The sequence below is a fragment of the Faecalibacter bovis genome, assembly GCF_017948305.1.
Classification (GTDB): Bacteria; Bacteroidota; Bacteroidia; order Flavobacteriales; family Weeksellaceae; genus Empedobacter; species Empedobacter bovis.
Genome location: NZ_CP072842.1, coordinates 511,714 through 531,654 on the forward strand (window position 1 = coordinate 511,714; position 19,941 = coordinate 531,654).

The window sequence follows — 19,941 nt, forward strand, 5'->3', positions numbered from 1 at the left end:
TAGTCGTTCAAATAGTTTTTTTATTCAGTTTCATTAATCATTTGAATGAACTTATCAGTCCATTTTGAAAAGAATGTTTGTTTTTTAGGTTCTTTTGGTTTTGTTTCTTCAACTTCACCGACTACACCTCCCATCACGTCATCAATTTCTTGTTTTGGTGCTACATATTTAGGAGTATCTTCAATAGTTGTTGCATCTTTTGGAGTAACTACTGTGTCTTCTTTAGCAATTTCAGTAATTGCTACTTCAACGGCTTCTGCTGTTGATAAAGACTGTAATGCTACTACATTATCTACAACTTCTTTTAAATTTTCTTTGATTGGTGCGTGGTAGATTTCGTTATGTAAACTGTAATCTAACTCGTCTAATCCTTTCATTAACAAACCTACTGAGGTTGCATATTCAGGACCACTAATTTCTTCGGCTTTACTTCCAACAATATGCTCATTAGAATATCCGATTCTTACATCCATACCAGTAACGTAAGCCGTTAATTGTTGGATGTGTTTTAATTTAGAACCACCACCTGTTAGAACTATACCAGCAATTAATTTCTTGTTATAGTCTTCGCTTCCATAATTTCTAAGTTCTAAATAAACTTGTTCTAAAATTTCTTGAACACGAGCGTGAATTATTTGTGATAATCTTTTTAATGAAATTTCTTTCGCATCTCTACCTTTTAAACCTGGTATAGAAACGATTTCTGTTTCTTTATTAAAATTTGGCCACGCAGAACCAAATCTTTGTTTTAATAATTCTGCTTGTTTACCAATGATAGAACAACCTGTTTTAATATCTTCAGAAATAACATTTCCTCCGAAAGGTATAACTGATGTATGTCTGATAATATCATCTTTAAACACAGCTATATCAGTTGTACCACCTCCAATATCAACTAAAGCTACACCTGCTTCTTTCTCTTCCATACTTAATGCAGCACTTGCAGAAGCTAAAGGCTCTAGAGACATTGAAGCCAATTTTAATCCTGCGTTTTTAACACAGTGTGCAATATTACGAATAGATGAAACCTGCCCTACAACCACATGAAAATTAGCCTCTAAACGACTCCCATACATACCAATTGGTTCTGCAATTCCGTCTTCATTATCAACTTTAAAATCTTGTGGTAATACGTGAATAATTTCTTCTCCAGGTAACATTACCAATTTATGAACTTGTTGCGTTAATTTTTTAATATCAACGTCATTAATTACTTCTTCAGAGTTTTCACGAGTGATATAATCACTATGTTGTAAACTACGAATATGTTGCCCAGCAATACCTACTGTAACTTCAGTTATTTTTATACCAGATGATTGCTCCGCTTTATCAACAGCTTCGCGTATAGAATTAATAGTTTGTGTAATATTATTTACAACACCTCTATGTACCCCTAAACTCTTCGCTTGTCCAAAGCCAAGAATCTCGATTTTTCCATTTTCATTTTTTCTTCCGACTAAGGCTACAATTTTAGTAGTTCCAATGTCTAGTCCTACTGCAATATTGTTATTCATCTTGTATAGTTCTTTTGGTTGCTACAACTTGGTTAATAAATTTTAGACTTAATTTTTCGTATTCTTCCGTACCTACATAATTAATGTATTGTTCGTAAAATAACTTTAAGTTTTTTAATTTTTTTTCAAAATTATTTAAAGTTCCGAATTCTATGTAAAAATTTCCACGATTTACGATCAAATTATAGGATCTTTTACCTACTTTTTCAATTCCGATGATATGATTTTTAAACAAATCATCATTTTGAATCGCTTCAACAAATTTACTTAAATCTTCAAATTCATATTCTTGAACATCACCACTGATTAATAAAACAACGGCTGAATTCAATTTTGATAAAGGCATTTTTTGTCCAGTTGTCGAGATATAAAATTCACCTCTTGGGGAATTAACTCTAGCAATTGGTACATTTGTTTTAATTTCAAAATGAATTGTACCTTTTACATCTTTACTTACCTCTACCGAGTCAACATAAGGACTTTTTGCTACTTTATTTTCTATTTTTTCAACATCAACTTCGCTTAAAGTTAATGACATGATATCTTTATCCTCTTTGCTAACTATATTTTTAATGATGCTATCGTTCAAAAAATAATTAGCATTTTCAGAAGAAAATTTCACTGCTACGTTTTCAACTGGACGTACTGCGTTATGAATTACTGAAAAGCTTACTAATATAGCTAATACAATAACACCAAAAATCAAAAATATGACCTCTTTACGCTTCACTATTTAACCAGTTCTTTATAGGTTTTACAATTGTATCAATATTACCAGCACCAACCGTTAATAAAACATCAAAATCTTTTGTTTTTATAGCAGGTAATACTTCATCTAATGAATATACTTCTTTTTCTTTTAAATCCACCATTTCTAACAACCAATTTGAAGTAATTCCTTCAATCGGAAGCTCTCTCGCAGGATAAATATCCAATAACATTAATTCATCTAACTGAGATAAACTTTGTGCAAATTCTGTTGCAAAATCTCTTGTACGAGTAAATAAATGTGGCTGAAAAACTCCTAAAATTTTCTTACCTGGATATAACTCTCTAAGCGAATTAATTACAGCATCTAATTCTGTTGGATGATGCGCATAATCGTCTATATAAATTTTACCATTAATAGTGGTACGATTAAAACGTCTTCTAACTCCAACAAATGATTGTAGAGCTTCTTGAATTTTTTCACCCGAAATTCCTAAAAAATCAGCTACAGCAATTGCCGCAGTTGCATTCTCCATATTATGTCTTCCTGGTAACATGAAATAGATGTCTTTCAATACTCCATTCGGAGTTACAACATCAAAAATATAAAAGCCATTTTCTATTCTCACGTTTACAGCATCGTAATCAGCACCTTCATTTACTCCGTAAGTTTTAGCATTAGAAAATTCTAACCCTTTTCTTACGAAAAGTTGTTCTTCTACGATAGACGCAAATTCTTGAAATGATTTTTTTACTTCATCTCTTTCGCCATATATATCCAAATGATCTGCATCATCAGATGTAATGATCGCAACTTTTGGAGATAATCTTAAGAATGAACGATCAAATTCATCAGCTTCAGAAACTGTATATTTAGAGCCATTTGAGATGATATTTGAATTGTAATTTTCTGCAATTCCGCCTAAAAATGCTGTTGAATCTAAATCAGCAACTTTCAGAATATGTCCTAAAATTGACGAAGTTGTTGTCTTACCATGAGTCCCCGCAACACCAATTGCGTAAGTATCTCTTGTAATAGCACCTAAAACTTCTGAACGTTTTAAAACCTCAAAATTTTGATCAAAAAAGTAATTTAATTCTTTATGATCTTTTGGAATTGCTGGTGTATAAACAACCAATGTATTTTCCTGATTAATATCTGATGGAATTAAATCGATATTATCTTTAAAATGAATATCAATTCCTTCTTCAATTAATTCAGATGTTAATTCAGTCGGTGTTTTATCATACCCTAAAACTACTTTTCCAATAGAATTGAAAAAACGTTCTAAAGCACTCATGCCGATTCCTCCAGCACCGATGAAATAATAATATTTTTTATCTAAAATTCCCATTATAATAAATTCAATAAGATATCAACAATTTCTTTTGTTGCATTAGGTTTCCCGAATGCTTTAATGTTTGATGATAATCTATTCTTTAAGGCATTATTATTTGCTAATGCAACAACTTCTTTGACTAATTTTTGTTTTGCTTCCGAATCATTTACCAAGATTGCTGCATCTTGATTAACTAATGCCATTGCATTTTTTGTTTGATGATCTTCTGCCGCAGATGGTAAAGGAATTAAAATTGTTGGTTTACCAATAATACTTAATTCCGAAATAGCCATTGCTCCTGCTCTCGATACAATTGTATCTGCAGCTGCATAAGCATCTTTCATGTTATAAATGAACTCCGTTACATGTATTGTTGGATATTTATTACCAACCAATTCATTAATTTTAGGAAAATCTAACTTTCCTGTTTGCCAAATTAATTGGACTCCACTCGCAACTAATTCATCTAAATTTTCAAGCCAAGCATTGTTCATCGCTCTTGAACCTTGACTACCACCAACAGATAAAACCGTTGGTAAATTAGGATCTAAATTAAACCCTTTCATAGCTACATCTTTCGAAGGTAAATTTGTAAAAATTTCGCTTCTAATCGGATTTCCTGTGTAATGAACTTTATCAGCAGGAAACTGAGCTATACCTTCATAAGCTGTACAAATTGCAGCAGCTTTATTTTTTAATATTTTGTTTGTAACCCCTGGAAACGAATTTTGTTCTTGTAATACATACGGAACATTATTATTACCAGCTATCCAAAGCATAGGTCCACTTGCATAACCACCCGTACCAACGGCAAGGTCTGGTTTAAATTCTTTATAAATTTTCTTGGCAAGCGAAACACTTTTAATCAATTTAAAAGGAAAACTAAAATTAGCTTTCATATTGCTACGATCAAATCCAGCAATAGGTAATCCTTTAATTGCGTAACCAGCTTTTGGCACCTTCTCCATCTCCATCTTACTATCTGCACCAACAAATAAAATCTCAGCGTTAGGTAAACGTCTTTTGATTTCATCTGCAATGGCAATTGCTGGATAGATATGTCCACCAGTTCCTCCGCCAGAAATTAAAACCTTAGGCGATGTCTTCGATGTCATTTCCATTAAATCTTTTTCGTTCTATTTCTAATTCTTCATTTGATTTAATCTGTGTACTTACACTTAAGATTATACCAAATGATAAACATGTCATCCACAAGGCGGTTCCACCGTAACTTATCATTGGTAATGGTTGCCCAGTTACCGGAATTAAATTAACAGCTACCGACATATTGATTACAGCTTGGAAAATAATTGGTATTCCTACTGCAAATACCAATAAAGTTCCAAATACTGTGTGTATTTTAGATGCAATAACACAAATTCTGAAAAGTATAAACAAGAATGTAAATACTAATAAGATTGCTCCAATTGCTCCATATTCTTCTACGATAATTGCAAAGATAAAATCGGAAGATGACTGAGGTAATGTTTGTTTAAAAACACTTTTACCTGGACCAGACATCTCTGCAATTCCTCTTGCAATTGCTGCTTTTGCGTGTAATACTTGATATGATTCTAATGTTGTTTGTGCTTCGTCGCTGAAGAACTTTTCTATACGAGAAATCCAAGTGTGTACACGGTTATTAGAAAATAAATCAGCAAACGTTAATGCTGCCCAAATAAAAATACCAACTGCAGCAGTTCCAATTCCACCAATTACAGCTAAAAATTTTAAAGGGAATCCTCCAATAATTAATAACATACCTGCCATCATTGCTAGCATTAATGCTGTTGAACCATTCGATGGGAAGATTAATCCAATGATTAATCCCATTGGTAATAACAACTGAAGAATTACTATTTTCCAAGTATATTCTTTATCTCTGTTTTTAGTTAAAAAACGTGCGATATAAATCATTAAAGCTTGTGAAGCGATAGTTGAAGGCTGAATACCAATTCCGATTCCTGGAATCATAATCCAACGTGAAGCATTGGCACCTCCAATGGTTTGTCCTTGAATCAAGGTAAATAAAAGTAAGATGGCTAAAATACCAACTGCCGTAGATGCAAAAAAACCAAAATATCGGTAATCCCACCTTTGTACAGCAAACATGATTAGTAAACCTACTAAAAGAAAACCAGCGTGTTTTGTTAAATGCGATAATACAGTACCTGTTCCTACTGTATACACCAAGTTAGAACTTGCTGAATATACAGGTAAGAAGGAAAAGATGGCTAAAATCAAAATGAAAGACCATAGCGATTTGTCGCCTTTAAAATATTTCTGTATTATAGTTGCCATTAATTTGTTAGGTTGTCTTGGTATTATAATTTTCGAACTTCTTCTTTAAATTGATCTCCACGATCTTCATATCCATTGAACAAATCGAAACTTGCACAAGCAGGTGATAATAAAACGGTATCTCCTTTGTTGGCTAATTTATATGCTTGTTCAACACAATCTTTCATATTATCTGTTTGTACAATTGTTGAAATATAAGGACTAAAAAAATCAATAATCTTTTGGTTATCTAATCCTAGACAAACGATAGAATGAACTTTCTTTTTTACAAAAGGAAGTAATTCTTCATAATCGTTTCCTTTATCTTTCCCTCCAACAATCCAAACAGTAGGATTCTTCATACTTTCTAGAGCAAAATATGCTGCATTTACATTTGTTGCCTTAGAATCGTTGATGAAATTAATTCCTCCAATTTTTAAAACAGGTTCTAAACGATGTTCAACAGATTTAAAATCCATTAAACTTTTTTTGATGATTTCTTTTCTAACTTTTAAAATATTAGCTGCAGTTGCTGCTGCTAAAGAGTTTGAAACATTATGCGTACCGATTAAACTTAATTCATCAATTCGCATTTTTAATCCACCATCAGAGTCATTTATAAAAAAGAACTCATTATTCGCGTACGAATTTTGATTAGCATCTTTCATAGTAAATGGGTTTTGGTTCGCTCGAATGTTTATTCCTTCCAACATTTCAACCATTTTAGGGTCATCTAAATTGTAAATGAAATAATCATCTTCGCTTTGGTTTTCTGTGATTTTGAATTTAGACAAGGCATATTTATCAAAACTATAATCATACTCGTCCAAATGATCTGGTGTAATGTTTAATAAAATAGCTACATCAGGGCGAAAAGTTTCAATATCATCTAATTGGAAAGAACTAATCTCTAACACATAATAATCGTATTGTTGAGTAGCTACCAAAAGCGCGAAACTTGTACCGATGTTTCCACCTAATCCTACATTTAATCCAGCTTGCTTTAGGATATGGTACATCAAACTTGTTGTTGTTGTTTTACCATTAGATCCTGTTATAGCAACAATTTTTGCATCAGTATATCTTGATGCAAATTCGATTTCAGAAATAACCGAAGTCCCTTGTTCTTTTAATTTCTGAATCAGGGTCGCTTTCTTTGGAATACCTGGACTTTTCATTACGATATCTGCATTCAGAATTAATTCTTCTGTGTGCTGATTTTCCTCGTAAGCAATTCCATGTTCTTCCAACATTGCTTTATACTTGTCTTTGATAATTCCTCTATCTGATAGAAAAACATCAAAATTTTCTTTTTTTCCTAAGATGGCTGTACCAACACCACTTTCTCCACCACCTAAAACAACTAATCTTTTCATCGAACTTATCTAATTTTAAGTGTAATTACAGAAACTACTGCTAGAATAATTCCGATGATGATTGCACGAACTACAATTTTAGATTCGTGATACCCTAATTTTTGGTAATGGTGATGTAATGGCGCCATTAAGAAGATACGTCTACCTTCGCCAAATTTCTTTTTAGTGTATTTGAAATATGAAACTTGTAGAACCACTGAAAGGTTTTCTACAAAGAAAATTCCACATAAGATTGGTAGTAATAATTCTTTACGCAAAATAATTGCTAAAACAGCGATGATTCCACCAATTGCTAAACTTCCTGTATCTCCCATAAACACTTGTGCTGGGTAAGTATTATACCAAATAAAACCAATCAAAGCACCTAAAAATGCTCCACAGAAGATTAATACTTCTTCTGATTTTGGTATGAACATGATATTTAAATAATCTGCAAAAATAATGTTACCTGATACGAATACAAATAAGGCTAAAGCACAGACAATAACTGCGGAAGTACCGGCAGCTAAACCGTCAATTCCATCCGTTAAATTAGCTCCATTTGATACTGCTGTGATAATAAAAATTACAGCAATAACGAAGATTACTCCTCCCCAAACTAATTTATTATCGTCATCCATCCAGAATAAAACATCTGAATAATTAAATTCATTTCCTTTCACGAAAGGCATTGTTGTATCTAAAGATTTTTCTTCTTGGCCGAATTTAACTTGCTTGTAAGCTAATTCAGTCACTTTATCTGCACGATCAATTTGGTGTTTTACCGTAACAGATTCACTCGTAAATAGCATAATCCCAACGACTAAACCTAAACCAATTTGACCAACAACTTTAAATTTACCTTTTAACCCTTCTTTATTCTTTTTGAAGACTTTAATATAATCATCTAAAAACCCAATAACTCCCAACCATAACGTTGAAACCAATAGTATGATAATATAGATATTGTGTAATTTGGCAAATAATAAAACCGGAATAAGTGTAGCTAAAATGATAATGATACCTCCCATTGTTGGAGTACCAGCTTTTTCAACTTGACCTTTTAATCCTAAATCTCGAACGATTTCCCCCATTTGTTCACGACGTAAATAATTGATGATATTTTTACCGTAAAACAAACTGATGAACATTCCTAATAGAATTGCCATACCAGCGCGAAAAGATGTATATTGAAATATCCTTGCTCCTGGAATGTTTAATTCGTTTAAATAATCAAATAAATAATATAACATTTGCTATTTGTTCAATAATTGACTTAATTCTGTTGCTACCTCTAAATCTGAGAAATGAGATTTAACCCCATTAATCTCTTGATATGTTTCATGACCTTTACCTGCGATTAAAACAATATCGTTCGGTTCAGCCATTTTTAACGCTGTTTTAATCGCTTCTTTGCGATCAGTAATTTTTAGCGTTCGGTTATAAAATTGTGGTTTAACACCAGCTTCCATTTCCTGCAGAATCACTTCAGGATCTTCAGTTCTAGGATTATCTGATGTAAATATTGCAACTTGCGACTGAGAACTTGCGATATCTGCCATTTCTGGACGCTTCGTTTTATCGCGGTCACCACCACAACCTACAACAGTAATTAATTTTTCATTTTTTGTGCGTATTGCATCAATGGTATTTAAAACATTCTCTAAAGCATCTGGTGTGTGTGCATAATCTACGATAATGACAATTCCAGAGGCTGTTTTGAAAGTTTCGAAACGACCATCAACATTTTTCAACGTACTAAGCGTTGTTAATACTTGTAATTCATCTTGTCCTAAAATTGATGCTATTGCAAAAACTTCTAATAAATTATAAGCATTAAATCGACCGATTAATGAAGTCCAGAATTCTTTTCCATTAAATTCTAACAACATTCCGTCAAATTGATTTTCTAAAATTTTTGCTTTAAAATCAGCATCTGTTCTTAAAGCGTATGTTTTTTTAGATGCTACTGTATTTTGTAGCATCACTAAACCATTTTTATCATCAATGTTTGTAATCGCAACTGCAGATTTTGGTAAATCATCAAAAAATTTCTTTTTTGCAGCAATGTAATTTGCAAATGTTACATGATAATCTAAATGATCGTGTGTAATATTATTAAAACCAGCTACTGAAAAATGCAATCCAGCAATGCGATTTTGGTGAATTCCATGAGAACTTACCTCCATAAACGCAAATTCACAACCTCTGTCAACTGCTTCTCTAAACATTTTGTTTAAAGTAAGAATATCTGGAGTTGTGTGTGTAGACGGAATTACTTCACCATCAATAACAATTTTAATTGTTGAGATTAATGCGCATGCATATCCCATTTTCGTAAACAATTCATACAACAAAGTTGTAGTCGTTGTTTTACCATTTGTTCCGGTAATACCTACTAATTTTAAATCTTTTGTAGGATTATCGTAATAATTTGAAGCTAAAACACCTAAAGCAATCTGAGCATCTGTAACCTGTATATAAGTTACATTTTCATCATATTGAGTTGGAATTTCTTCACAAATTACAGCAAGAGCTCCTAACTCTATTGCCTTATTTATATAAGCGTGTCCATCAACAGTAACACCTCGTACTGCAACGAATACGTCGTTGTCTTTTACTTTTCTGGAATCAAACTGAATTTCGTTAACAGACACGTCTGTACGTCCCACAGTTTGAGAGATAGAAACACCATATAGTAAATCCTTTAAACTTCTCATCTCTCCAACATTAAATAAATTGTTTCACCTTTTCTAAATCTTACGCCTGCAGGAATTGATTGATTCGTTACGCGTCCAATACCTGAATATCTAACATCAAACCCTAAATTTTCTAAAACAGGAATCGCTTTAGATCCTGAATACCCCGTAACATTAGGAGTTATATTTTTAGTTTTACTTGTTACAATTACAGATTCTTTCGCAAAACTGCTTTTCACATTCTTGCCACTCTTTTTTATTTCGGACGGCAAAGGTATGGGAGTTTTTGAATATACCCAATCAGCAATCTTTTTAAATACAGGTCCAGTTACTCCACCACCATAATATCCTTTCTGTGGATTTGGTTTATGAACAACTACAATACAAGAATATTTTGGTTTATCTGCTGGGAAATATCCTGCAAAAGAGGCACGATATTGCATCCCTTGATCTTTTTTCCAATATTCAACCCTTGCTGTTCCTGTTTTTCCTGCAATCTCGTAGTTATCTGTATGAATTAATCGTCCAGTTCCTTCCGTTACTGCTCCTTTCAACATATCCTGCATTGCACGAATGTTTTCTGGAGATGAAATTCGATCCACTAAAACTACAGGTTCAAAAACTATATCTTCTTCCCCTTTTTTAGATATTTTATCCATAAAAAGAGGTTTTACCATTTTACCATTATTAGCAATAGCATTATAAAATGTTACTAATTGGATTGGAGTAATATTTAAACCATAACCGTAAGACATAACTGGTAATGTAACATTAGACCAACTTTTAGAATCTGGTTTATGCATTACCGGTTTACCTTCCCCAAGAATATCAACTCCAAGAGGTTTGGTTAAATTCCATTTTTCTAACTTTTTAAAGAACTGCTCTGGTTGCGAGTTATAATGTTGATTAATTAGTTTCGCTGTACCAATATTAGATGATTTTTTAATTACACCATCTACTGTTAATCTTCCATTCGGATGCGAATCCGTGATTCTTCTGTTATACAATTTATATGATCCTCCTCCAGTTTCAACCACTGTATTCTTATCAAAATAACCATCATCCATACCAACAAGCATAGACACAGCTTTGAAAGTAGAGCCTGGCTCTGCAGCTTCTCCTACCGCATAGTTATAATCATCAACATAAGTACCGTCTTCTTTACGAGTTAAATTAACAATTGATCTAATTTTTCCTGTTGGAACTTCCATCACCACAACACTTCCGTGCTGAGCTTCGAAAGCTGATAATTGTTGATATAGAGCATCGTAAGAAATCATCTGTAAATCTGCATCAATCGTCGTATAAACAGACGAACCTGGTTGTGGCTCTTGTTCCCAATTTTTAAATGGTTTCCATTTTCCACGGCCCATAAATTGTTCCCAACGACGACCTTCTAAACCTGTTAACAGATCGCTGTAAGCTCCTTCTAAACCAACTTTACCACGTGTATCATCGTATCCAATTGTACGAGCACCAATATCTTTTACGATTAATTCTCGTTTCGATTCAATTTCATGAATAAATCCACCTTTATTTTGACCTTTATTAAAGATTGGAAACTTACGAATACGTTGGTATTGTTCATAATCCAATCCTTTAACTAACATCATATAGCGATTTTTCTTTTCACGCTCTTTTGTTAATTTATCAAAAAAATGAGTTGGAGATTTATCAAACATTTTACCTAAAGAATCAGCTAAGTGCTGAACATTTTCTTTAAATAAATCATCTTTAATCGCAACTAAATCCACATAAATATTGTGTTTAGTTACCGTTGTAGCCATTAAAGCTCCATTTGAAGCATAAAGATTTCCTCTTTCAGCCTCTTCAGTAGCTAATCTAAAATTATTATTTTCAGCAAATTCTTTTAATTCGTCTCCTTCAAGCACATTGATTCTGAACATAAAAAAAAGCACAGCAAAGGCCCATATCGCTAGTCCCCCAGCGAATACCCAACCTTTTAATACAATACTTTTTTTGTTATCCTTGTTATTCATCAACTTCTTGTTCCTCTACTTCTTCAACGATATAATATGGTTGCTTATCTGGAATTTTAAGCCCATACATTTCTGTTTTACTAATAATTTCTGTTTCTAGCTGCATACGCATTAAATCTCGATGCTTATCTGTGTACTGCGATTTTAAATCTTCTACACTTTCTTGCAACTCATTGATGCGTACTACTTTTTTATCAACCCAATGCGAACTGGTAATACTGATAAATGCAAGACCAACTAAAAAGAATATAAATTTCCAGTTTTGACGAGAACCATTTTTCGTCAAGAAATCACCCGCAAGAATCTTTAAAACTGTATTCTTTGAAGGCAAATCTTCTTTTTTAACTCTATCTATCTTTTTAGGTGTCGGTCTATTTTTATTCATTTTCGTTTCTTACAGCAATTCTCATTTTCGCACTACGTGCTCTTGGATTTACATTTATTTCATCTTGTGTAGGAACAATCACTTTTGACTGTAATGGTTTAAATGGTGCATACCAATTTCCGTACATATCACGCTCTGGTTCTCCTTCAAACATTCCATTTTTGATAAAACGTTTTACTAAACGATCTTCTAATGAATGGTAAGATATAATTACTAAACGACCACCTGGCTTAATAACCTCGGCACATTGCATTAACATATCTTTTAAAGCAGCCATTTCATCATTCACTTCGATTCTTAACGCTTGAAACATTTGAGCGAAGAATTTATTTTCTTTCATTTTTGGAATAAATGAAAAAATAGCTTTTAATTCTTCAATTGTTTCGATTGGTTTAATTTCTCTTGCTTTGATGATTTCTTTGGCTAATCGGTAAGAACCTTGTAATTCACCATAATCATAAAAAATACGAGCTAAATCTTCTTCCTCATATTCATTTACAATTGTTTTAGCAGATAGTTTAGAATTTTGATTCATTCTCATATCCAATTCACCATCGAAACGTGTAGAAAATCCACGATCTGGTGTATCGAACTGATGCGAAGAAACTCCTAAGTCAGCTAAAACTCCATCAATTTGACGCACTAAACGAAAGCGTAAGTTATTTTTTAAGAACCTAAAATTTTGTTCGATTAATTCGAATTTTGGATCTTCAAATTTATTTCTAACAGCATCTTCATCTTGATCGAAAGAATATAACTTTCCACCTTCTGCTAATCTGCTTACTATCTCGCGCGAATGCCCACCTCCGCCGAAAGTACAATCTACATAAATACCAGATTCATTAATAATTAATGCATCTACACTATCTTTTAATAATACTGGGTTATGATATTCGCTCATTTTCGTTTAAATTTCCCATAATGTCTTCTGCTAATTGAGCAAAATCGACATCATCTACATTAATAATACTTTCGTACAAGTCTTTATCCCAGATTTCTATTATATCGATTGAAGTTGATAAAACTACTTCTTTATCAATTTGAGCATACGCTACCAAATCTTTCGAAATCTGCAAACGATTATTAGAATCTACTTCCACTACTTTTACACCAGCGGTAAATGCTCTAATAAAATCGTTATTTTTCTTCACAAACCGATTCAACTTGTTTAAATCGGTCATGATTTTATCCCAATTTTTCATGGGATGAATCTCTAAACACTTCTGAAAAACTGAACGCTTAACTACGAATCCATCACTAAGGCAATCAGACAGTTGCTTCTTCAATCCGGCTGGAATAGGAAGTCTCCCTTTTGCATCAACTTTGCATTCATATGTACCGATCAGGGTGTTCATGGAGAATTTTTTCAAAAATAAAAAATATTTTACCACAATTTACCATTTTTTACCACAATTATTTTAAAAATTTATTAACAATTTGAATTTTATAATCAATTAGTTATGAATAGCTTCTCAAAGTGTAAAACACAATCATTTAAAAACTATTTATATAGCCATTGTTTTAATAAACTTAACCTGATATTTGCATGTATTCTGCAAAGTTTTTGAATTTATATACTATAAAAAATAATTATTGACTAAATTTGTCGACTTAACAACAAGTAGATGTTTTTTAGCTTAAAAAAGAAAGATACGTTCTCTTATATTGAAGAAGGAGAAGGAAAACCTATCGTTTTACTTCATGGACTAATGGGCGAATTAAGTAACTTTAGTTCACTTACAAATTTCTTTGCACAGAGAGGATACAAAGTTTATGCGCCAGAATTACCTTTATATTCTTTGCCTATAATTAGTACTAATGTTGCAAACATTGCTAAACACGTTGCGAAGTTTATTGAAGAAATAATTCAAGAGCCTGTAATTTTAGTAGGAAATTCTTTAGGAGGACATATAGGTTTAGTTGTAAGCCATAAACGTCCTGAATTAGTTACTGCTTTATGTTTAACAGGAAGTTCTGGTTTATACGAAAAATCATTTGGAGAAACTTACCCTAAAAGAGGTGACTATTCTTATGTAGAACGTAAAACTCGTGAAGTATTTTTTAATCCTGAAGTAGCTACAAAAGAAATTGTTGATGACGTATTTAATACCGTTAACGATAGAAATAAAGCAATAAAAACTTTATACATTGCTCGTGATGCAATTAAATCTAACATGAAAGAAGATTTAATTGACATTAAAATTCCTGTATGTTTAATTTGGGGAAAACAAGATAATGTTACACCACCAGAAGTTGCGATAGAATTTAATGAAGAGTTACCAGATGCATCTTTATATTGGATTGATGAATGTGGACACGCACCTATGATGGAGCATCCAGATTTATTCAATGAAATATTAAATAACTGGTTAATTGAAAAAGGTATTAATCCATCTTCAAACTAAAAAGTTATGATGATTAAAAAAGCAGAATTTGTTACAAGTTCTCAAAAATATACAGATTGCCCTCCACCATTCAAACCAGAATATGCTTTCATCGGTAGATCTAATGTGGGGAAATCTTCATTAATAAATATGCTTGCGAATAAGAAAGCATTAGCAAAAACATCTTCCACTCCAGGTAAAACGCAATTAATTAATACGTTTGAAATGGATGATACTTGGTATTTAACAGATTTACCAGGTTATGGATTCGCAAAAGCTCCGAAAGGTGTTCGTGGAGGATTTAATAAAATGATTTACGATTACATCGAGTTTCGTAAAAATTTAGTAAATGTTTTTTTATTAATTGACTCAAGACATAAACCACAAGCCATAGATTTACAATTTATGCAATGGTTAGGAAATAAAGGAATTCCTTTTTCTATTGTCTTTACAAAGTTGGATAAATTATCAAGTACAGAATTCCAAAAGAATTTAAACAATTATAAAACTGAATTATTAAAATCTTGGGAAGAATTACCAGTGATATTTTCAAGTTCAGCAAGTAGCCAAATTGGGAAATTAGAAATCTTAGGTTACATTGATAGTTTAAACGAACATTTAGTTGACGAGTTTAAAAAAGAACAGTACAAAAAAGAATATTAAAATAAAAAAAGGATGAAGTTAACTTCATCCTTTTTTATTTTTGAATCAATTCTTCAATCGCTTCTTTATAACCTGACAATCCTTTTCCAGAAATAATTTTTATACAATTTACACCTGTAACACTTGTAGCTCTAAAACCTTCTCGTGCATAAATATCAGAAATATGAACTTCAATAACCGGAGTTTTTATCGCTTTTATCGCATCTGCTAATGCATATGAATAATGTGTATACGCACCTGCGTTTAACACTATTCCATCATACGAAAAACCAACCTTATGTAAGATATCTATCAAATCTCCTTCATGATTGGATTGGTAATAATGAATCGAATAATCAGGGAATTCTTTTTTTAATTCTAAAAAATAATCTTCAAAAGTTTGAGTTCCATAAATTTCTGGTTCTCTCACACCTAACAAATTTAAGTTTGGTCCATTTATGATTTGTATCTGTTTCATCTTCTTAATTTTATATAATTTACGGCAAATAAATAAGCGTTTAATCTACAACCAATTAATATCCGTATTTCCCTCTCCATTTTTGGTTCAAAGCAAACTTATCTTGCTGCTCTCTTTTATTATCACCAGGTTCGTAAAAAGTTACGTTTTGCAATTCATCGGGTAAATATTCTTGATATGTAAAATTGTTATCATAATCATGTGAATATTTATATTCTTTCCCGTAATCCATCTGTTTCATTAATTTAGTTGGCGCATTTCTTAGATGTAAAGGAACAGACAAATCGCCCGTTTGCTTTACCGCTTGCTGCGCTTTATTAATTGCCATGTACGTTGAATTACTTTTAGGCGAATTAGCTAAATAAATCGCACACTGACTTAATAAAATTCGAGATTCTGGATAACCAATTACCGAAACAGCTTGAAAAGTATTATTAGCTAAAATCATCGCTGTTGGATTGGCGTTTCCTATATCTTCCGAAGCTGATATCAACAATCTTCGTGCAATAAATTTTAAATCTTCGCCACCTTCTATCATTCGAGCTAACCAATAAACTGCTCCATTTGGATCTGAACCTCGTATCGATTTTATAAAGGCCGAAATAATATCATAATGCTGTTCGCCAGTTTTATCGTAACGTGCCAAATTTTGTTGAATTCTTGAGGTAACGATTTCATCTGTAATCAAAATTTCTTCATCATCAGAAAAACTATTAATTACCAATTCCAATCCGTTTAATAATTTTCTTGCATCTCCACCAGAATATCTTATCAAAGCATTTGTTTCCTTTATTATTACCGTTCTTTTAGACAAAAATTCATCTTTTATTAAAGCTCGTGTTATTAACCCCTCTAAATCTTCTCTTTCTAATGATTTTATAGCATACACCTGTGCGCGTGACAATAAGGCTGGTACAACTTCAAAACTTGGATTTTCAGTTGTTGCTCCAATCAAAGTAACCCATCCTTTTTCCACGGCTCCTAACAAACTATCTTGTTGCGATTTATTAAAACGATGAATCTCGTCTATAAATAAAATTGGATTGCGACCACCCGAAAATAAATTCTGATCTTTTGCTTTATCAATCACTTCACGAACATCTTTTACACCTGCATTAATCGCACTTAAAGTATAAAATGGTCGACCAGAAAGTTCTGCTACCAATTGCGCTAATGTAGTTTTTCCTGTTCCTGGAGGTCCCCAAAAAATCATTGAAGCAATTAAATCATTCTTTAACATCATTGATATTGGACCATTTGGACCAACTAAATGTTTTTGATTGATATAATCTTCTAAGGTGCGTGGACGCATTCGTTCTGCAAGAGGCATATTCATAATTCGAGAATTTATTGAATTCAAATTTAGTTAAAGTTTTATGGAAATTTATCACATCATTTTTAAACGACACATATTGGCATTAAAACATATTTTATTTGCTCCAATTAAAAATCTTAGATGATGAATAAAGCTTTTGAATGTGCAGTAATCTTAACAGAAAAACACAAAATCTTAGAACAACAAATTGTTGCAACTCACAGTTATTCGAGTCAAAAGGAATTACGAAAAAAACAAACTGTAATTACTTCTCAAATGTTAGATTTCTTAGCTGAAATTCAAGAGTTTAAATCAATCATTTTATTAAATAATAATTTAAAAGATATTTATAATAATTTGATTAAATATTATTCCAAACAAATTTCACTAAAAATAAATCGATATCAAATGCAGATTGATTTGTTAAAATTTGAAAGTAATATCACTTTATTTGATCAAGAATCTAAAAATTATACGCATCAAATTCAAGAAATAGAAATTATACAAGGAAAGTTAAATACATACTATCAATTAATCAAAATGTAGCTCAAAATGCATTTTGGCCCGATTTTTATATTAATTTAGTTGAATAATTGTTTAAAACGATACAATGAAAAAATTAACTATATTTTTCGGATTAATGATGATGTCGCTAAGCTTTGCTTTTGGACAAACAGCCGAAAAGAAAAAAGTTTATGATGAAAATGCAGATGCTAAAGTTTTAATTGCTGAAGCTGTAAAAAAAGCTGAAACAAACAAGAAACATGTTTTATTACAAATTGGAGGTAATTGGTGTGCTTGGTGTATGTTATTTAATGATTTAACGACTAATAACGAAGAAATTAATAAATACATGAACGATAATTACGAAGTGGTTCACGTTAATTATTCTCCTAAAAATAAAAATGAAGCTGTTTTAGCTGAATTAAAACATCCAGAAAGATTCGGATTTCCAGTATTTGTCGTTTTAGATGATAAAGGAAATTTAATTCATACTCAAAATTCAGCATACCTAGAAAGTAAAGAAATTAAAGGTCATGATCCAAAAGAAGTTATGAGCTTTTTACAAAGTTGGTCTTACAAAGCATTAGATCCAGCATCTTATATTAAAAAATAATAAACATTAATAGATATAAAACTCTTATCCTTGGTAAGAGTTTTTTTATCTATTATTGTTTCCTAATAATTACCTTTGTTGAATGAATAATCTTTTAATTAAACCCTTTATCATCTTGGTTAGGTTTTATCAATTAGCAATTTCTCCTTGGCTGGGAAATAATTGCAGATACCAACCAACTTGTTCGCATTATATGATTGATGCATTAAAAGAGCATGGTTTATTTAAAGGATTATGGCTTGGCACAAAAAGAATTGGTCGTTGTCATCCTTGGGGAGGACATGGATACGACCCAGTACCTAAAAATAATACAAAAATATAATGAGTTTATTCGCTTACATTGATTGGCAACCTTCGCCTTATTTATTCGAATTAGGAAGTTTCAAAATCCATATTTATAGCTTATGTTGGATTATCGCATTTGTTGTTGGATGGTATTTAATGGCAAATATTTTCAAAAAAGAAAATAATAAAAAAGAATGGTTAGACCCACTTTTCTTGTACATTTTCGTAGGAGCTATTGGTGGTGCACGTTTAGGTGAATATTTATTTTACGATCCTGCTGCGTTTATTGAAAAACCAATCGAAGTTTTTTTACCTGTAGTTCATTCTCCTGGTTCTACTGCTTTTGGATTTTTAAATGATTATGAATTTGTAGGATTTAGTGGTTTAGCAAGTCACGGAGCTGCACTTGGTGTTATAATTGCAGCATACATCTTTTCAAAAAAATATACTAAAAGAAGTATGTTATGGCTTTTAGACCGAATTGCAACAGTAGTTCCATTTGGTGGTGCAGCTGTACGAATTGGTAATTTTTATAATTCTGAAATTGTAGGAAAAGGATCAGATTTACCATGGGCAGTTAAATTCCACAATCAAAGCTCAGGTTATGGTGAAATAATTCCTCGTCATCCTGCACAATTATACGAAGCATTTGGCTATATTATCTTAGGATTTGTGATGTTATACGCTTACAACAAAACAGAAAAGAAAAATGATTTAGGAGCATTGTTCGGAATCTTCTTATTTTTCTTATTTTTAATACGTTTTGTAGTTGAATTCTTTAAAGAAGATCAAGGAAACGAAGCTGTAGCTGAAGCATTAAATATCGGCTTAAACAACGGACAGATATTAAGTATTCCTTTTATGATTATTGGAGTTTACATTTATATCACGTCTAAAAACAGAAAATTTATCAACTAAATATTTATAAACTTATGGGATTTTTTAAAGAATTCAAAGAGTTTGCCGTTAAAGGAAACGTGGTAGACTTAGCTGTCGGTGTAGTGATCGGTGGCGCTTTTGGTAAAATCGTAACTTCTTTGGTAGAAGATATTATTACACCTGCGATATTAACTCCAACATTAGAAACATTACAGTTAGACAATTTAGCTGATTTAGTAATTCCGGGTACTGCAATTAAATACGGATTATTCCTTTCAGCATTTATCTCTTTTGTAGTAGTTGCTTTTGCATTGTTTGTAATGATTAAAGGAATTAACAAATTAAAAAGAGAAGAAGTTGTAGAAGAAGCTCCGGCTGGACCAACACAAGAAGAATTATTAGCTGAGATTCGTGATTTATTAAAAAATAAATAATCGTCTTAATTAATATAAAAATAAAAACCCCGAAGTCTATACTTCGGGGTTTTTATTTGATTCATATTATAAAAAAAGCACTTGAAAAACTTCAAGTGCTTTACTATTTTTTTTTGAGTTATGATA

Annotated in this window: 21 protein-coding genes; 7 read left to right on the forward strand and 14 right to left on the reverse strand. The window is 31.8% G+C overall.

Annotated features, from left to right (window positions below):
• Positions 1-20: 20 nt before the first annotated feature.
• The 12 genes from ftsA to mraZ all read right to left on the reverse strand — a co-directional run bounded on the left by ftsA (position 21) and on the right by mraZ (position 13,636).
• Positions 21-1,514, reverse strand: coding sequence for a cell division protein FtsA (ftsA, locus tag J9309_RS02555; RefSeq protein ID WP_230476874.1), 1,494 nt, complete (start codon positions 1,512-1,514; stop codon positions 21-23).
• On the reverse strand, positions 1,507-2,244 hold the full coding sequence (locus tag J9309_RS02560) for a cell division protein FtsQ/DivIB (RefSeq protein WP_230476875.1): 738 nt from the start codon (positions 2,242-2,244) through the stop codon (positions 1,507-1,509). Before J9309_RS02560 ends, ftsA begins: the two co-directional genes overlap by 8 nt.
• Positions 2,234-3,577, reverse strand: a complete 1,344-nt coding sequence (gene murC, locus J9309_RS02565) for a UDP-N-acetylmuramate--L-alanine ligase (protein WP_230476876.1) — start codon at positions 3,575-3,577, stop codon at positions 2,234-2,236. The genes J9309_RS02560 and murC overlap by 11 nt, the downstream gene beginning before the upstream one ends.
• Positions 3,577-4,683, reverse strand: coding sequence for an undecaprenyldiphospho-muramoylpentapeptide beta-N-acetylglucosaminyltransferase (gene murG, locus J9309_RS02570; protein WP_230476877.1), 1,107 nt, complete (start codon positions 4,681-4,683; stop codon positions 3,577-3,579). Before murG ends, murC begins: the two co-directional genes overlap by 1 nt.
• Entirely contained in the window at positions 4,655-5,863 is a 1,209-nt protein-coding gene (locus J9309_RS02575; RefSeq protein WP_230476878.1) for an FtsW/RodA/SpoVE family cell cycle protein, read from the reverse strand. The genes murG and J9309_RS02575 overlap by 29 nt, the downstream gene beginning before the upstream one ends.
• Positions 5,864-5,886: 23 nt before the next feature.
• Complete coding sequence (gene murD / locus J9309_RS02580; protein ID WP_230476879.1) at positions 5,887-7,218, reverse strand: UDP-N-acetylmuramoyl-L-alanine--D-glutamate ligase; 1,332 nt, start codon at positions 7,216-7,218, stop codon at positions 5,887-5,889.
• Between the two features lie 5 nt (positions 7,219-7,223).
• Complete coding sequence (mraY, locus tag J9309_RS02585) at positions 7,224-8,450, reverse strand: phospho-N-acetylmuramoyl-pentapeptide-transferase (protein WP_230476880.1); 1,227 nt, start codon at positions 8,448-8,450, stop codon at positions 7,224-7,226.
• 3 nt (positions 8,451-8,453) lie between these two features.
• On the reverse strand, positions 8,454-9,917 hold the full coding sequence (locus tag J9309_RS02590) for a UDP-N-acetylmuramoyl-L-alanyl-D-glutamate--2,6-diaminopimelate ligase (protein ID WP_230476881.1): 1,464 nt from the start codon (positions 9,915-9,917) through the stop codon (positions 8,454-8,456).
• Positions 9,914-11,803, reverse strand: a complete 1,890-nt coding sequence (locus tag J9309_RS02595) for a penicillin-binding protein (protein ID WP_230476882.1) — start codon at positions 11,801-11,803, stop codon at positions 9,914-9,916. Before J9309_RS02595 ends, J9309_RS02590 begins: the two co-directional genes overlap by 4 nt.
• Before the next feature lie 85 nt (positions 11,804-11,888).
• Positions 11,889-12,281, reverse strand: coding sequence for an FtsL-like putative cell division protein (locus J9309_RS02600; protein ID WP_230476883.1), 393 nt, complete (start codon positions 12,279-12,281; stop codon positions 11,889-11,891).
• Positions 12,274-13,182: a 16S rRNA (cytosine(1402)-N(4))-methyltransferase RsmH gene (gene rsmH / locus J9309_RS02605; RefSeq protein ID WP_230476884.1), complete on the reverse strand. Its 909-nt coding sequence runs from the start codon at positions 13,180-13,182 to the stop codon at positions 12,274-12,276. The genes J9309_RS02600 and rsmH overlap by 8 nt, the downstream gene beginning before the upstream one ends.
• A complete protein-coding gene (gene mraZ / locus J9309_RS02610) occupies positions 13,166-13,636 on the reverse strand; it encodes a division/cell wall cluster transcriptional repressor MraZ (protein WP_230476885.1) in 471 nt (156 codons plus the stop codon). The genes rsmH and mraZ overlap by 17 nt, the downstream gene beginning before the upstream one ends.
• 270 nt (positions 13,637-13,906) lie before the next feature.
• Between mraZ and J9309_RS02615 the strand changes: the two genes are divergently transcribed.
• Complete coding sequence (locus tag J9309_RS02615) at positions 13,907-14,686, forward strand: alpha/beta fold hydrolase (RefSeq protein WP_230476886.1); 780 nt, start codon at positions 13,907-13,909, stop codon at positions 14,684-14,686.
• Positions 14,687-14,692: 6 nt separating this feature from the next.
• Positions 14,693-15,328, forward strand: coding sequence for a ribosome biogenesis GTP-binding protein YihA/YsxC (yihA, locus tag J9309_RS02620; protein ID WP_230476887.1), 636 nt, complete (start codon positions 14,693-14,695; stop codon positions 15,326-15,328).
• Positions 15,329-15,362: 34 nt separating this feature from the next.
• Here the strand turns inward: yihA and J9309_RS02625 are convergent, their stop codons facing one another.
• Both J9309_RS02625 and J9309_RS02630 read right to left on the reverse strand, forming a co-directional pair.
• Complete coding sequence (locus J9309_RS02625) at positions 15,363-15,785, reverse strand: type II 3-dehydroquinate dehydratase (protein WP_230476888.1); 423 nt, start codon at positions 15,783-15,785, stop codon at positions 15,363-15,365.
• A 55-nt stretch (positions 15,786-15,840) separates the two neighbouring features.
• Positions 15,841-17,121 (reverse strand): replication-associated recombination protein A, encoded by a 1,281-nt coding sequence (locus J9309_RS02630; RefSeq protein WP_230476889.1) that lies wholly within the window; start codon positions 17,119-17,121, stop codon positions 15,841-15,843.
• Between the two features lie 120 nt (positions 17,122-17,241).
• Between J9309_RS02630 and J9309_RS02635 the strand changes: the two genes are divergently transcribed.
• From J9309_RS02635 to mscL, 5 genes are all read left to right on the forward strand, one after another.
• On the forward strand, positions 17,242-17,646 hold the full coding sequence (locus J9309_RS02635) for a hypothetical protein (protein ID WP_230476890.1): 405 nt from the start codon (positions 17,242-17,244) through the stop codon (positions 17,644-17,646).
• A gap of 64 nt (positions 17,647-17,710) precedes the next feature.
• On the forward strand, positions 17,711-18,217 hold the full coding sequence (locus tag J9309_RS02640) for a thioredoxin family protein (RefSeq protein ID WP_230476891.1): 507 nt from the start codon (positions 17,711-17,713) through the stop codon (positions 18,215-18,217).
• Between the two features lie 82 nt (positions 18,218-18,299).
• Positions 18,300-18,539: a membrane protein insertion efficiency factor YidD gene (gene yidD / locus J9309_RS02645; protein ID WP_230476892.1), complete on the forward strand. Its 240-nt coding sequence runs from the start codon at positions 18,300-18,302 to the stop codon at positions 18,537-18,539.
• Complete coding sequence (gene lgt, locus J9309_RS02650; RefSeq protein WP_230476893.1) at positions 18,539-19,420, forward strand: prolipoprotein diacylglyceryl transferase; 882 nt, start codon at positions 18,539-18,541, stop codon at positions 19,418-19,420. Before yidD ends, lgt begins: the two co-directional genes overlap by 1 nt.
• 14 nt (positions 19,421-19,434) lie before the next feature.
• Positions 19,435-19,815 (forward strand): large conductance mechanosensitive channel protein MscL, encoded by a 381-nt coding sequence (mscL, locus tag J9309_RS02655; protein WP_230476894.1) that lies wholly within the window; start codon positions 19,435-19,437, stop codon positions 19,813-19,815.
• Positions 19,816-19,941: the final 126 nt, after the last annotated feature.

What these genes read in the sequence shown, in the direction of transcription:
- ftsA (WP_230476874.1), bottom strand. Translation starts at nt 1,514, where the DNA reads ATGAATAACAATATTGCAGTAGGACTAGACATTGGAACTACTAAAATT.
- murC (WP_230476876.1), bottom strand. Translation starts at nt 3,577, where the DNA reads ATGGGAATTTTAGATAAAAAATATTATTATTTCATCGGTGCTGGAGGA.
- murG (WP_230476877.1), bottom strand. Translation starts at nt 4,683, where the DNA reads ATGGAAATGACATCGAAGACATCGCCTAAGGTTTTAATTTCTGGCGGA.
- J9309_RS02575 (WP_230476878.1), bottom strand. Translation starts at nt 5,863, where the DNA reads ATGGCAACTATAATACAGAAATATTTTAAAGGCGACAAATCGCTATGG.
- murD (WP_230476879.1), bottom strand. Translation starts at nt 7,218, where the DNA reads ATGAAAAGATTAGTTGTTTTAGGTGGTGGAGAAAGTGGTGTTGGTACA.
- mraY (WP_230476880.1), bottom strand. Translation starts at nt 8,450, where the DNA reads ATGTTATATTATTTATTTGATTATTTAAACGAATTAAACATTCCAGGA.
- J9309_RS02590 (WP_230476881.1), bottom strand. Translation starts at nt 9,917, where the DNA reads ATGAGAAGTTTAAAGGATTTACTATATGGTGTTTCTATCTCTCAAACT.
- J9309_RS02595 (WP_230476882.1), bottom strand. Translation starts at nt 11,803, where the DNA reads ATGTTCAGAATCAATGTGCTTGAAGGAGACGAATTAAAAGAATTTGCT.
- J9309_RS02600 (WP_230476883.1), bottom strand. Translation starts at nt 12,281, where the DNA reads ATGAATAAAAATAGACCGACACCTAAAAAGATAGATAGAGTTAAAAAA.
- rsmH (WP_230476884.1), bottom strand. Translation starts at nt 13,182, where the DNA reads ATGAGCGAATATCATAACCCAGTATTATTAAAAGATAGTGTAGATGCA.
- mraZ (WP_230476885.1), bottom strand. Translation starts at nt 13,636, where the DNA reads ATGAACACCCTGATCGGTACATATGAATGCAAAGTTGATGCAAAAGGG.
- J9309_RS02615 (WP_230476886.1), top strand. Translation starts at nt 13,907, where the DNA reads ATGTTTTTTAGCTTAAAAAAGAAAGATACGTTCTCTTATATTGAAGAA.
- yihA (WP_230476887.1), top strand. Translation starts at nt 14,693, where the DNA reads ATGATGATTAAAAAAGCAGAATTTGTTACAAGTTCTCAAAAATATACA.
- J9309_RS02625 (WP_230476888.1), bottom strand. Translation starts at nt 15,785, where the DNA reads ATGAAACAGATACAAATCATAAATGGACCAAACTTAAATTTGTTAGGT.
- J9309_RS02630 (WP_230476889.1), bottom strand. Translation starts at nt 17,121, where the DNA reads ATGAATATGCCTCTTGCAGAACGAATGCGTCCACGCACCTTAGAAGAT.
- J9309_RS02635 (WP_230476890.1), top strand. Translation starts at nt 17,242, where the DNA reads ATGATGAATAAAGCTTTTGAATGTGCAGTAATCTTAACAGAAAAACAC.
- J9309_RS02640 (WP_230476891.1), top strand. Translation starts at nt 17,711, where the DNA reads ATGAAAAAATTAACTATATTTTTCGGATTAATGATGATGTCGCTAAGC.
- yidD (WP_230476892.1), top strand. Translation starts at nt 18,300, where the DNA reads ATGAATAATCTTTTAATTAAACCCTTTATCATCTTGGTTAGGTTTTAT.
- lgt (WP_230476893.1), top strand. Translation starts at nt 18,539, where the DNA reads ATGAGTTTATTCGCTTACATTGATTGGCAACCTTCGCCTTATTTATTC.
- mscL (WP_230476894.1), top strand. Translation starts at nt 19,435, where the DNA reads ATGGGATTTTTTAAAGAATTCAAAGAGTTTGCCGTTAAAGGAAACGTG.